The sequence below is a fragment of the Salinibacter ruber DSM 13855 genome (genome assembly GCF_000013045.1).
GTDB classification, from domain to species: Bacteria; Bacteroidota; Rhodothermia; order Rhodothermales; family Salinibacteraceae; genus Salinibacter; species Salinibacter ruber.
Genome location: NC_007677.1, coordinates 2,463,883 through 2,477,009, shown reverse-complemented (window position 1 = coordinate 2,477,009; position 13,127 = coordinate 2,463,883). Strand labels below are relative to the sequence as shown.

Annotated in this window: 10 protein-coding genes; 4 read left to right on the top strand and 6 right to left on the bottom strand. The window is 65.9% G+C overall.

Annotated elements, in window-relative coordinates; translation table 11 throughout:
* The first annotated feature begins 115 nt into the window (after nt 1–115).
* The 4 genes from SRU_RS10565 to SRU_RS10550 all read left to right on the top strand — a co-directional run bounded on the left by SRU_RS10565 (nt 116) and on the right by SRU_RS10550 (nt 3,727).
* Nucleotides 116–967, top strand: coding sequence for an SDR family oxidoreductase (locus SRU_RS10565; RefSeq protein WP_011404737.1), 852 nt, complete (start codon nt 116–118; stop codon nt 965–967).
* 172 nt (nt 968–1,139) lie between these two features.
* The gene (gene egtD / locus SRU_RS10560; protein ID WP_011404736.1) at nt 1,140–2,126 is read left to right on the top strand and encodes an L-histidine N(alpha)-methyltransferase; all 987 of its coding nucleotides are present in this window, start codon (nt 1,140–1,142) and stop codon (nt 2,124–2,126) included.
* A gap of 114 nt (nt 2,127–2,240) precedes the next feature.
* Nucleotides 2,241–2,909: a hypothetical protein gene (locus SRU_RS10555; protein WP_011404735.1), complete on the top strand. Its 669-nt coding sequence runs from the start codon at nt 2,241–2,243 to the stop codon at nt 2,907–2,909.
* Between the two features lie 272 nt (nt 2,910–3,181).
* Nucleotides 3,182–3,727 carry an inorganic diphosphatase gene (locus SRU_RS10550; protein ID WP_011404734.1) on the top strand — a complete coding sequence of 182 codons (546 nt, stop codon included), beginning with the start codon at nt 3,182–3,184 and terminating at the stop codon, nt 3,725–3,727.
* A 122-nt stretch (nt 3,728–3,849) separates the two neighbouring features.
* On the opposite strand, the gene SRU_RS10545 is transcribed toward SRU_RS10550, so the two are convergent.
* From SRU_RS10545 to SRU_RS10520, 6 genes are all read right to left on the bottom strand, one after another.
* Entirely contained in the window at nt 3,850–4,854 is a 1,005-nt protein-coding gene (locus SRU_RS10545) for a DUF6588 family protein (RefSeq protein WP_164923614.1), read from the bottom strand.
* Between the two features lie 76 nt (nt 4,855–4,930).
* Nucleotides 4,931–6,433 (bottom strand): sodium:solute symporter family protein, encoded by a 1,503-nt coding sequence (locus SRU_RS10540; protein ID WP_011404732.1) that lies wholly within the window; start codon nt 6,431–6,433, stop codon nt 4,931–4,933.
* Between the two features lie 43 nt (nt 6,434–6,476).
* Nucleotides 6,477–6,752, bottom strand: coding sequence for a hypothetical protein (locus SRU_RS10535; RefSeq protein ID WP_112904379.1), 276 nt, complete (start codon nt 6,750–6,752; stop codon nt 6,477–6,479).
* A 73-nt stretch (nt 6,753–6,825) separates the two neighbouring features.
* Nucleotides 6,826–7,017: a hypothetical protein gene (locus SRU_RS10530; protein WP_011404731.1), complete on the bottom strand. Its 192-nt coding sequence runs from the start codon at nt 7,015–7,017 to the stop codon at nt 6,826–6,828.
* Between the two features lie 206 nt (nt 7,018–7,223).
* The gene (locus SRU_RS10525) at nt 7,224–9,254 is read right to left on the bottom strand and encodes a DUF4139 domain-containing protein (RefSeq protein ID WP_011404730.1); all 2,031 of its coding nucleotides are present in this window, start codon (nt 9,252–9,254) and stop codon (nt 7,224–7,226) included.
* Between the two features lie 101 nt (nt 9,255–9,355).
* Nucleotides 9,356–12,844 (bottom strand): DNA polymerase domain-containing protein, encoded by a 3,489-nt coding sequence (locus SRU_RS10520; RefSeq protein ID WP_011404729.1) that lies wholly within the window; start codon nt 12,842–12,844, stop codon nt 9,356–9,358.
* Nucleotides 12,845–13,127 lie beyond the last annotated feature (283 nt).

Below are 13,127 nucleotides of genomic sequence, written 5' to 3'. Positions count from 1 at the left end.
ACGGGGCGAGGCGGGGCCAATGAGGAAACAGCCCTCGCTGTGCGGCGTCCGAAGCCTTCCGTCGTTGCACACACCGGAGGGAGGCGCTGCTCGGACGAATTAGACCCCGCCCTGAATGATCGACTCGGATGTCAGTATTCTCGGCTGCGGCTGGCTCGGCCGGCCGTTGGCCCAGCACCTCGTGGCCCAGGATGTTCGCGTGCGTGGCTCGACCACCACGCCTGAGAAGGTCGACGCCCTGCGTGAAGACGGCGTCGAGCCGTACCTCCTCACCCTCACCCCGGAGCTCACCGGGGAGGACGAATCGGCGTTTTTTGCGTCGCCGATCCTCGTCCTGAATGTCCCCCCCTCCCGGACGGCCGACGACGCGAAAGCGCACTACCGTCGCCAGATCGATGCGGTGCGCGAGGCGGCCGCCCACGGGGCGGTCGAGTGGGTCCTGTTTGCGAGCTCGACCGGGGTGTACCCGACCGTGGAGCGGACGGTCACGGAGGCCGACCAACCGCCGGGCCGGCCGGACGCCCTGCCGGGGACGCGCCGCTCGACCGGACGCGCCGTGCTGGCCGCCGAGGAGAGGCTGATGCGCGATTCGTCATTCGCCACCACGATCGTGCGGTTCGGGGGGCTTTACGGGGGCGACCGACACCCTGGGCGCTTTCTTGCGGGACGGTCCGACATTGGGCGGCCGGAGGCGCCGGTCAACCTAATCCATCAGGACGACTGTGTGGCGCTGCTCGCGACCCTTCTCGACCAGAATGCTCAGGGGGAGGTCTTCAACGCCTGCGCGGACGCTCATCCGACCCGCCAGGCCCTCTACACCCGTGCGGCAGAAGTGCTCGGGCTCGAGCCGCCGACCTTCGACGAGTCGGACCCCACCACCGGAAAGCGCGTCGACAATCAGAAGGTCAAAGACCGGTGCGACTATCAATTCCGCCACCCGGATCCCCTGGCCGACCTGGACGCGTAGATCGGGGCCCAGCGCACAGCCTGTAACGATTCCACGACGCCTCCGGGCACGTCCGTACGAAGTTGATTTCGCGGCGGGGGCCCCGTTGTTTAAGGCTGATCTCAAAGTCCCGGCAAAGCACCCGTTCGAGCCGGGCCGTCACCCTCTCCTTTTCCACTGACACCCTAGGTGTATGCCTACCTCAACCAGCATTCACCCCATCCTCGACCAGGCGCCCACCACCGAGTCCTTCCGGAAGGCGACGCTGCGTGGATTTCGCAAGGACCAGAAGCAAATTCCGTCCAAGTTTCTCTACGACGATCGAGGGTCGAAGCTCTTTGACAAGATCTGCGAGCTCGAGGAGTACTATCCCACCCGCACAGAGATTGGAATCATGCGGGAGAACGTGTCCGCCATGGCCGAGGCCATCGGGCCGGCGGCGCGCCTCGTGGAGTACGGCAGTGGCAGCAGCCTGAAGACCCGCATCCTGCTGGAGCAGATGGGGGAGGACCTGGCGGCGTACGTGCCGGTCGACATCTCGAAGAGCCACCTCCTCGAAAGCGCCGAGGCGCTCGCGGAGGACTACCCGGCGGTCCCCATCCAGCCGGTGTGCGCGGACTACACAACGTCCTTCGAGTTGCCCGAGCCGCCGCGGTCGGCACACCGGACCGTGGGCTACTACCCGGGCTCCACGATTGGAAACTTTCCCCGGGACCAGGCCCGCGCGTTTCTCGAACAGATTGCCCACACGGTGGGGCCGGAGGGCGGGCTGCTGATTGGCGTGGACTTGAAAAAGGACGTAGACGTGATGACGGCCGCCTACGACGACGCCGAGGGGGTGACGGCGGCCTTCAGCAAAAACCTGCTCCGTCGTATGAATCGAGAGCTGGATGCCACCTTCGACCTGGATGCCTTCGAGCACCAGGTCCTCTGGAACGAAGAGCGCGGCTGCGTGGAGAGCCACCTCCGCAGCACGACGGCGCAGTCGGTAACTGTGGCCGACGAGTCGTTCGCGTTCGACGCGGGCGAGACCATTCATACCGAAGACTCACACAAGTACACGCTCGACGGCTTCGCGAGCCTCGCGGCCGACACGGGGTTCGAGGTCGAGTCGGTGTGGACGGACGATCGCTCATACTTTAGTGTGCAGTACTGCACCACCCGCTCCGATTCGGCGTGAATTTACGGGGCATCGGGCGGCCCCCGTCCCCCGGAGACGGAACGAGTAGACGGTGCGGTCCATCCGTATGGGCCCTGCTCGTCACACTTCAAGTCACTCAGCTCCCCGCCCGATATGGCCCACGCATTCTTTCTGGGCGTCGACGTCTCCCCTGCCGACGGGGACGGCGCCCCGGACGTCACCCACGCGCTGTTCGAGAAGTCGAAAGAGGATTCCGACGAGCCGGCAGCCTACCGGCTCAACCGCATCCGAGACCACGCCGATGTGGCGTCGGCCGACGACCTCGCCGATCACGTCCAGGGCCTCGTGGCCGACCAGCCCTACATCGGCCGCACGAGTCTGATCGTGAACCGAGGGGCCGACTTTGGGGCGGCGCTCGTGGGGGCCCTCGAAGATCGGGGCATGGACCCCGTCGCCGCAACCCTTACGAGTGGAGGGGGGGCGGTGGCCGGCGACCCCGACGAGATTGGGGTCCATCTCGGCGGCGGGGATGTCCTGCGTCGATTCGTCAACCTCCACCGCGACGGGCGGCTCCGCCTTGAAAACCACGCCACCGAGGCGGCCTCCCGGCTGGCCCGAGACGTGCAGGCCCTGTCCGAGCGGCTCGACGAGATCGACGGCGACATGGAGGCGCTGGGCGAGACGCAGACCGACGGCCTGTCGTTCGACCCGTCGGCCACGCACATCACGAGTGCCGCCCTTGCGGTGTGGCTCGGGTCGGAGCGGTCGTTCGATCCGTCCCAGCGCCTGAAAACATCCCCCCAAACGGACGCGGGGGCCTAAGAGCCTGGTATGTTGATTGTGAACCGACCCGCGAGGACGCGCACCGATGGGCCGAGACCCGGGATATGGTCGAGGGCCGTAGCGGATCGACCGCCCGAGCCCGGTCCCGATTTGCAGGCCATCGATGCCGCCCGCAGCCTCGGGGCATGAATTGAAACAGGTTCTAACACGAGCCCTCGTCCGAGCACACAACAGGGAGACGACGCACGCCCTCAATCCCTTCCCGCAGGAATTCTGCACGTTCGTTTTCGTCCACCGCCCGCCGACCGCCCATGAGCCATCCCTGGCACGACATTGCTGTGGGGGGGGAAGCCCCCGACATGTTCAGCTGCATCATCGAAATTCCGCAGGGCTGCAAGGTCAAGTACGAGTTGGACAAAGAGAGCGGGCTGCTTCGGGTGGACCGGATGCTCCACTCCTCGGTCGTCTATCCGGCCAACTACGGCTTTATTCCGCGCACCTACGCGGACGACGGGGACCCGCTCGACATGCTCGTGCTGGCCCAGGAGAGCGTCGACCCGCTGAGCATTCTGCGCGCCCGGCCCATCGGCCTCATGAACATGCTCGACGACGATGAGGAGGACGCGAAAATCATCTGCATCCACCTGGACGACCCGGCCTTCAACGACTACTGGCACATCAAGGAGCTTCCCGACCATCGCCTCCGAGAGCTGCGCCGGTTCTTTCAGGACTATAAGGCCCTGGAGGACAAGACCGTCCAGGTGAAAGACTTCTTCGGGCCGGACCGGGCTAAAGGAATCGTCGACGGGGCCCTCCAACGCTACGAGGAGGAGATTGCCCCGATGCGGGACGGGTAACCCGTAACGTTCCAGACGAGTCTGCAGGAGCAAGGCTGCCCGCGATCGCACTCAAGCCCGGGTGTTTTGGGCCCCTCGCATCCGTTCGGCACGGGCCGTCGGGAGGGGCCCGGCACGGGGACCTACAGCGTGATGCCCACGCCCGCACTCACGGTGTTGTTGCTGGCCAGGGCGTAGTCGACGTTGAGCTGAATGACGGCGAGGGTGACGGACACGCCCGCGAGGGCCCGGACGTTGTTCGAGGCGTCCTGCTCGAACGATACGGTCGACGTGCCGGCACTCGTCTGGAACGTGTAGCCCACGTTGACCCCGAACTGCTCGTACTGCAGGCCGCCGTAGAACGTGATGGGGGCGACGGGGACGCTCTTGCTCACCTGCGCGTTGAGGGCCCAGCCGGAGGCGTCGACGATCTCGCCGGAATTGATGCTGTCGTCACTGCCGGAGAGGGACAGGCTCTGCCACGTGCCCTGCACGGCGAGGTTAACGGGCGAGAGGGGAATGTACTGGCTGAGGCTGTGCCGCACGGAGAGGCCGAAGAGGGAGACGGAGCCGTAGTCGCTGACGCTCGTCTCGGGAAGAAAGCGGACCTGGGCGTCGGTCCCCAGAACCGTGCCGGCGCCGATTTGGGGGACCGCGAGGGGGGCGATCGAGGTGTTGAGCAGGCCAGGGGGAAGGTCGACCGTCTCGTTGGGCGTCAAGGGATCATTGTCGGAGATGATCGCCTGTCCCGGAGACGTCTCTTCCCCAAACACTGTGGGAAGGTCCTCATCGGGGTAGGTGATCGTAAGGGTCCGTCCGTCGTCGGTTGAAATCTGATCCTGATCCAGCCGAAAGGCCGTCTGGGATCCGGACGTTAAGGCACCCATACCAGCCACGCCGACGTAGAGGTCAATCACGGGGACGATGCCTTCGCCCCCGACCTCCGCGGTGCGGAAGAGCCCGGCGTTCAGGTTGGCCCCGAGGGCGTCGGTGATCGGCTGCGTGTAGTTGTCGGCATACTGCTGGCCGATGCTGCTCAGGGCGCCGCCGAGTTCGTCGGTGTCCCGATTTTGGGCCTGGCTCGGCGGGACGACCAGGACGGCGAGGACGATCAGGAACGGAAGGAGGCGGGCTTGGAGGGTGTGCATGGGGGAAGAGGAGGAGTTGAGAGTAGGAAGCGAGCTGTGTAGAAAGGAATAGTGAAGCAAGCGCCGTGCCGTTGGGCTAGGAGGCAACCGTCTCGTCGGCGGCCAGCCGGTCGGAGTGCGTGTACGCCCGGAGGCGGTCCCGGTCGTGGGGCGGGGTGAGGAGGCTCACCGTGAGGAAGACGGCGATGTTCGCGGCGAGCCCGTAGACGCCCTCGTGCAGCGGGAAGGGGCGGAGGTGCGGGGCGACGAGAAAGAGGGTGTTCACCCCGATCCCTGCCAGCAGGCCCGCCAGGGCGCCGGCGCCGGTGGCGCGGGGCCAGTAGAAGGCCGCAAAGACGAGCGGGAAGATCTGCGCGACGCCGCCGTAGGCCCCAAGCAGGAGCGCCACGATGCCGACCTCCGAAAAGACTGCGAAGTAGTAGGCCGTGGCGCTCGTGGCGACGACGAGCCCGCGAATCCACTGGCGCTGCCGGGTGTCGGTCATGGGGGCGGCGAGCAGCGGCTTGATGCCGTCGCGCAGGCCGATGGAGGCGGCGGCGTGCAGGATCGCGTCCCCCGACGACATGGAGGCGGCCAGGGCCCCCGCGCACACGAGCCCCACCAGGACGGGCGACAGCTCGATCTGAGTGAGCAGGTGCGGGACAATCGTATCGGGCGGCGCGACTCCCGGAAACGCCAGCACGCCCGCGAAGCCGATCAGCAGGATGGGCACGAGGAACAGCTGGAAGGTGGGGTATAGCACCACCGTCAGCTTGAGGGTGCGGTCGCTCTTGGCCGTGAAGGCGCGCATGAAGAGGTGCGGCCACATCGAGAAGCCGACGGCCGACACGATGACGGCCGAGCTGTAGCCGGCCCAGCTCCAGGGCGACCCGTCCGCCGCGAGGCCCGGGACGTCGAGCATGGCCGCCTTGTCGCTTGCCGCGATCGCCTCGAACATGGGCTGGATGCCCCCGTGCAGCGTCTCCGGCAGGTAGAGCCCCAGGAACCAGGCGACGGCCATCATGAAGAGGCCCTGCACCGTGTTCGTCCACCCAATCGCCATCATGCCGCTGGCGAAGACGTAGACCAGCACCACGCCGTAGGCCGCGAGCGCCCCGAGCCACTGGGGCACGACGCCGTCGGAGATGGTTGACAGCAGCAGGCCCGCCCCCTTCATCTGGAGGGTCAGGTAGGGCACGAACGCGACGACGCTGAGCGCGGCCAGCACCACCGAGAGCGTGCGGCTGTCGTACCGGTGGGCCAGCATCTCGGCCTGGGTGACGAACCCGAACGCCTCGCCGACCTGCCGGGCGCGCGGGCCGAGGAAGTAGAAGGGCACCATCCCCACCGTGCCGTAGGCGATGATGTAGAAGGCGGCCGCGCCCCGCGAGTAGGCCCAGCCGGGGGCGCCGAGGAACGCAAACGACGAGAAGACCGAGGCCCCGAGCACAAAGTAGAGCACAATCACGCCCAGCGTCCGGTCGCCGGCCACGTACCCGTCCACGCTCGCGGAGACCGTGCGCCCCGACCAGACCCCGAGGCCCAGCACCAGGACGAGGTAGAGGCCGCAGATGGACAGAATGACGGCCCACTCGGGCATGGGGACACGGCGACAACCAGAGAGGCGGGCGAGGGAACGGGGCTCAGTCTGCGGGGGCGGGCGCGTCGGTGCGGTACAGAAGCACCAGGGCGACGAACATAACGACGAGCCAGCCCACCGTCCAGGCGAACGAGAAGGGCAGGCCGAAGACGTAGGGCGTCAGGTCTACCGCCAGCGGGTAGACGGGCCAGACGAGGGCCAGCCCCGAGAGCACGCTCACGACGAGAAACGCCCACAGGGCGGCACGCCGGGACTCATCCCCGAGGCCGGGAACCACGAGTCCCTGAGGAATGTCGTCGGCCTGATCGTCCATGGGCATCGGTGGGGCCGTGAGTGCGGGCGACAGGGGGGCAGCGCCGGCTGGAAGCAACGGCGTCCCCGTTGAGGGAGAGTCAGGCAGAGGCCCGGTGGTCAGGTGGGGCGGAGCGGGCGTCCTCCACGGGGGGCGTGTCGAGGGACGCGTCGGACCGCTCGTGGTGCGGGTCACCCCCGCTCCGGCAGGAATAGACGACGGAGGCGAGGAGCAGAAGGGAGACGGCACCGATGGCGAGGCTAAAGGCCCCGGCGGCGAGTGTGCGCTTCATGGGTGGACCATTCGGTTGTAGGACGAAACGTTCAGTGTCGGGGTCTTCGCGGTATCATCCAGGCAGGAACCAACGTAAACTCCCAATTGCTCTTCAGAGAGGCAAGGGCCGACGGGCAATTTGCAGGGTCGTCGTCTGCGCAGAGGGGGTCTCCTGCAGGGGACGGCTCCCCGGGCGGGGGCACAGTCGCAAACACAAACGGTGCGTCAATCAATCGTGAGGTCCTGCAAATACCGTCCCAGCCGATCGCTGCGTTCGCCCCGTTCCTCTTCGAGCGTGGCAATGCGCTCATTCAAGGACTCGATCCGGTCTTCCGTGGACGAGAGCTTGTCGAGCAGACGCTGGTAGTAGTCGCTCGACTGCTCCACGGCCTTCATGTTCTCGCGGATGCGGGACTGCTCGCTCCGGAGGCGGTCGAGGTCCCGGCGCGCCTGCGACAGTTGGTTCTTCGTCCGGGACACCTTCTGCTGCAGGTCGGCGGCCTCCTTCAAGGCGTCTTGCACGTCGTCGGGGAGCGCACCGGTGCGGGCGTAGGAGAGAAGCTGATCGCGGTCCGTTCCGAGAAGCTGGTGCCTGCGGGTCAGCATCTTCGTCTCCTCGACCGCGAGTTCGCCGGTCTCCCCCGCGCCGACGGTCATGCGCAACCGGTACACCGATGCAGTGCGTTCCTCGACGTCTGAAGGAGCCGCGAGCGTCCACCCGCTGCGCCGCGGGTGCTCGATGATGAGGGAGGCCGCGGTCTCGCCCTCGTTTTCGATCGTGTAGGTCTGGGACGCCACGCGCTTGCGGGTCATGGTCAGGACGCCCTCGACGATCGTGCCGGTCTGGACCGTCTCCTCCGTGCGCCCACCGCCGGCATCCACCTGCACGTTCTGGTTGAGGGCGTAGGTCACGAATCGGGTGTCCCCCGGCGGCGTGTCGCCCATCCGCGCGTCCCCCGCGTAGCTGCCCGCGTCGAAGACGGACATCGGCCCGGCGGCGAGGTGCTGGCCGGTCGTGTTGGTCAGCCGGGCCCCGTGCAACGGGTGCGTTGGGTGCACGTCCGGGTCGTAGAGGCTGATGCGCTCGACCTGGAGGGGCTCGGTGACGATGGGCAGCATCGCCGAGCGGCGCCGGGGCAGGGACACGTCGTCCACGGTGTACTGGAAAAACGCCCCGGCCTCCGCGGTGGTGGCCGTGGCGGTGACGCCCTGCGACGGGTCCATCTGCGGGGCCGATTCGGCCTGCGCCGCCCCGGCCTTCAGGGCCGATTGGCCCGCCTCCACCCGTCGGCTCCTGTCAAGGCTTGCATTGAAGTCCACGTCTCCCTGTGTCGCGGCGGTTGCTGTGTCGCTGGAAATCCCTTCGCGGTACTGCTTCGGGGGGAGGGGCTCGCCAGCGGTGGGGGCCACGACGGGACGGTCGACGTAGGTGGGCGTGTAGAGGTCCTGCACGAACGAGACCGGGCGCCCGCTGACGAGCGTGAGGTCGACACCCTCCCAGTCGGCATCTGTCTGGTTCTCGACGATGGCCCAGCCCTGCATCTGTCCCTGGCCCTCGTTGGCATCGGGCAGCAGGAGGCGGTAGCTGGTCTTCCAGACCGGGGCTTCCACCACGTAGCCGGCCCGCACGCGACGGGTCCCTTGTCCGCTGAACCGCAGCCGGACGGCGTTCTCGTCCTGGTTGCGCGCCCGGGCCACCGCGTCAAGGGCCTTCCGCATCTCCGCCTGCAGCGCCGGGTCCTCGAAGCGCAGGTGCTGCACGTGGTCGAGCGCGACCGACTGGAGGCCCCCGTCCCCGTAGAGCGTAAGGTGCCACTGCGTGGCTCCATTCGGGCCGTCCTGCGGGTCGGCACTTACAATCGTGCCCCCGACTGTCGTGTCCCCCGTCGCGAGCGTCACGGCCGCGCCGCGAAGCTGGTTGCTCAGTCTGCCCAACCCGCCTGGCTCGGAGAGGTCCACCTGAAACCCCTCAAGGGTGCGCGAAAGCGGGTCCTGCGACGGATAGTTGATCGTGCCGACCCGTCCGCCGCTGAGGTCCTGAAGCACCAGCGACTTGAGCACGTCCTTCATCTGCTCGTCCCGGAAGCGCAGCGTCATCGTCGTCGTGCCCTGCACCGTGCCGCGGTGCTCGACGTAGCTGACCCCACTCTTAAAGAAGACGACCTTTTCGATGGGGACCGTCGGGTCGGACTGGGCGGCCGCGCTCAGCGGAAGGAGCAGGAGGAAAAGACCAGCACGGAGGCGTGGGGCGGACACGGAACCGAAGAGGATGGTTGGGAGCAGAAAGTCCGGGATTTTGTATGCCGTATTTCGTCACAATCAAAAGTGATGATACGCAATACGAGCACCAATCAAAATCAAAAAGGGACATCCTCCTGATCCTCGGCGTAGTCGGACGCATGTTCCTCCCGCTGAATCTCGATTCCGTCGGCGGAGAAGCCGAACAGATCCTCGGGGGAGAACACGAGGCGGAAGTCGGCCTCGTCGAAGAAGGGCTCGAACTTGCTCGCAAACTCGTCGAGTCGTTTCAAGTAGTAGGCGGTGTTCTCGTCCGGATCCTCGGGGTCCCACTCCTCGGCCCGCCGGCAGTGCTTGAAGGCCGTGACGGTGGCGTCGTCGCCGGTGATGTAGTACGTGATGCGGTCGCCCTTCTTCACGGGCTTGCCCGTGCGGTTCTGCTTCTCCTTGGCGAGTTCGTAGGTGGCGGCGCGGGGGCGCTGGCCCGCCTCCACGTCGGCCTCGTACTGCTCCAGCGTGTCTTTGAGCGTCTCGGTGCGAGCGAAGCGCTCCACGCCCTCCCAGTCGCTGTTGACGATTTTGTCGCGGGTGTCCACGTAGAGCTCGTGCAGGCCCGCCACGTCGTGGTCGAGGAGGCGGCGGATGGCCTTCCGGACGAAGTCGCGCCCGAACGGCTCGTTGGAGCGGGAGATGAGGGAGGAGCCCTTAAACTTCAACTCGTCGTCGTAGGTGAGGAGGGCATAGTTTTTCTTCTTGTACGACAGCATCTTCTTGAACCGCCCGTCGAACCCGACGCGGATGCCCTCCGGCATGGCCTCCGTCAGGCTCACGGTGTAGTCGATCTCGGCCTGCTCCCCCCGCACGTCCTCCGGGGGCACGAACAGGACCCCGTCGGTGTCGACCTCGATCACGGTGCCGCCGCGCGCCCGGATTTCGTCGATCAACTGGCGCAGAATTTGTTGCCCCGTCCGCGCCACGCGATCGGCCTCTTCGAAGTCGTTGAAGGCCGAGAGGCCAAAGCCGAGGAGGCCGTAGAAGCTCTGACCCGTCCAGTTGAACTTACGATTGCGCCCTGCGAGCACCGTGTGGTTGTCAGCAACGGTCAGGCAGTGGATCATTCCGTCGTAGTCCACCTGTTGCCGATGCTTCGGCTTGATCGTCGGGCGCTGGCCCCGAACCGTATTTACTTGAATTCGGTGGCTGCCATCATTCGGCATGTGAAAGGCGCGACGCCCTATGTGCATTGCAAGGCGGATAAAATCTTCGGCCAACTGATTGCTGGAGGTTGTGAAACGATCCCCATTTGCGGCGCTATCCCCTTGCATCAAGGTGTCAAATACAATCTTCAGGTCCTTGGGCCCAAGCTGAAAGATCCAGGGGGGAAGGTGCTTCGAGAAACTGTCCGATCCGCACTCGGCCTCCAGGATTTCATACAGCACTTTCGAACAGAAAGAGTGGTCGTTCTGGTCGGAGCTGTACGTAATGCCTGTCCGGTTGAGTAAGGTCGCAATTTCAGAACGTCCTATGTCGTTTTTTTGGCAGAGGGTCGTCTGGTACGAGACGCCGCGCACATTTCCATTCTCATACTGCCGCGCTTTGCTTTTGTAGAGCGTTCCTTCCGTTGCGAACCACCCAAGAATGCGAAGCCAGTCGGTCAATTCGTATTCTTCCGGCTGCCAGCGTGCTTGTCGACGAAGCTCCTTGATGCCGCGCGGGCCTGTTTTGTGCTCAATCGCAAGTCGATCGCACACGGCAGATAGAGAAATCGGACCCGGTCTCTCTTGAGTAGCGGGAAGTGAGCGGAGAGAGGGCAAACGGCGACGAATCCGGTCCCCCAGCATGTCGCCGGCCGTTTCCCACTCCAGGTCCGTGTATTCACCGGACGTGAACCTCTGTGTTAGGAACCGGTGGTTCGGGGTAACCAGAAAATCAGTGTGCTGGTTTTTTATCTCGACCATCGGGCCCGCGTAGTGCTGAGACTGGGTGGCTGTGACGGGCTTGATCTCGACCGCGCCGGTGTCCGGATTGAGAGAGTAGACGCGGTCTCCAACCTCGATTTCCTCGACGTGCCTAATGCCATCGACAGTTACGACCTCTGTCTCTGGGTCGAAGCAATTGATGAGCACCTTGTAAGAGCTCTGCCGTGCGTCGAGCTCGCTGCGGACTTCCTCCTCCTCGGCGTCCTTCATGTCCTGTTTCGTCTTCAGGCGCAGGTCCGTGAGCCGCTCCAGGAGCTGCGGGAAGAGGTCCAGCGTGTCGCCGGACGGCTGCACGTCGTAGTTGAGCATGATGGACGGGTACAGGCTCTCCACGTCGGCGTAGACGATGGGGCCCAGGACGCCCGTGATGAAGATGTCGGTGTAGCCGCCCATCGACTGGCTGCCCCACTCGCTGCGGGGCAGGGCGTGGCGCCGGCGCAGGTACTCCCGCACGAAGAGGCTCTCGATCTTGCCCGCAGGGCCGCGCCGCGCCGACGAGCCATAGGTCATCGGGAGCATCTGGGCGAGGTAGAAGGTGGAGCCGGAGAGGTGGCCCGCCAGCCGCTTCGTCTCGATCACGTCGTCGAGCGCGTACTCCAGCAGCGTCGCCCGGTCGGTGCGCCAGGCCTTGGCGATCTCGGTGCCCTCGATGTAGGTGCGCTCCTCGGGGGCGAGGTCGAAGTAGCGGGCGGCCGTTTTGAGGCTGTAGTCCGGGAGGTCGCGGCTGAACACGTCGAAGGACATCACCTGGAAGTAGGTGTCGATGACGTGGCGCCCCACGATGTCGACGGCCGGGTAGTCGACCGTCCGCTCCGCGAAGCGCATGCTGGAGTCGTAGGTGCGGGGGACCGACCCGTCGCGCCCAATGGCAAAGTCGACGCCGTGCAGGGCGCAGCGGTCGAGGAGGTAGGCGAGGTCGAACTCGAAGATGTTGTGGCCCTCGATCACGTCCGGGTCCCGCTCCTGGAGGACATAGACGAGCTCCTGGAGCAGCTGCTCCTCCCCGATCCCGTCGCGGAGGTGCAGCACCTCGTCCCAGCCCCGATTGTCGGAGAGGGCCACGATAATCACCTTGTCGTCGGGGCGGTCGGCGTTGGGGAAGCTGCCCTCGGAGTACACCTCAATGTCGAGCTGCAGGCGGTGCAGGTCGTCCAGCGTCATGCCGAGAAGGCACGACCGCCCGGTCTGCATGAGGTACTGCTGGGCGGGGGACCCGACCCGGTAGAGCTCGTCGGGCGCTTGCTGGTCGCTGTCCGATCGGTGTTCGACCTGCCGGAGGGCGTCCCAGTAGTCGCTCCACGTCTCGAAGGTCAGCAGGTACTGGTAGAAGTTGTCGCCGTTGAGCGGCGTGGCCGTGTGGACGTCCCCATTCCGGTACCGATCCGCGAGCAGCGAGAAGTCGGAGAGGAAGAAAAACGGAAAGAAGGTGTCCTCCTGCTCGTGGATGGAGGCAAAGTCCTCCGACCGCTGGTAGACGCGCACCCGAGCCGGCTCGTTCGACGGACGGTCCATCATCGGGTGGACGTCCACGAGGCGGGGCATGGGGTCTTTCCCGAACAGGGCCGTGTCCGCCGCCGACTGGGTCGCGTCGGCGGGGGCGGGGGTGTTGACGGCCGGCGGAGACGACATCGGACCGGGGGCGCTCTATTGAGAGTGAGTGCGAACAACCCGGATCGCGAGCCCGGGGAGCCAACAGCGAGCAACCAACGTCCCACCCCGCTGGCGAGATCGGCGTCGGTCTTCCGGATGGACGGAGGGCGCATGAAGAAGGCGTATAGCCCTCACGGGACATCGTCCGTCTAGATCCCAAGTGTCCCGGCGAGGTTTCGAGAACGTATCCCACCGGCCGTCCGAGGGGGACGTCGGAGAGCGCCGAGAACGTGCCCCCATTCCGGCATTGCGGCGGCACGCA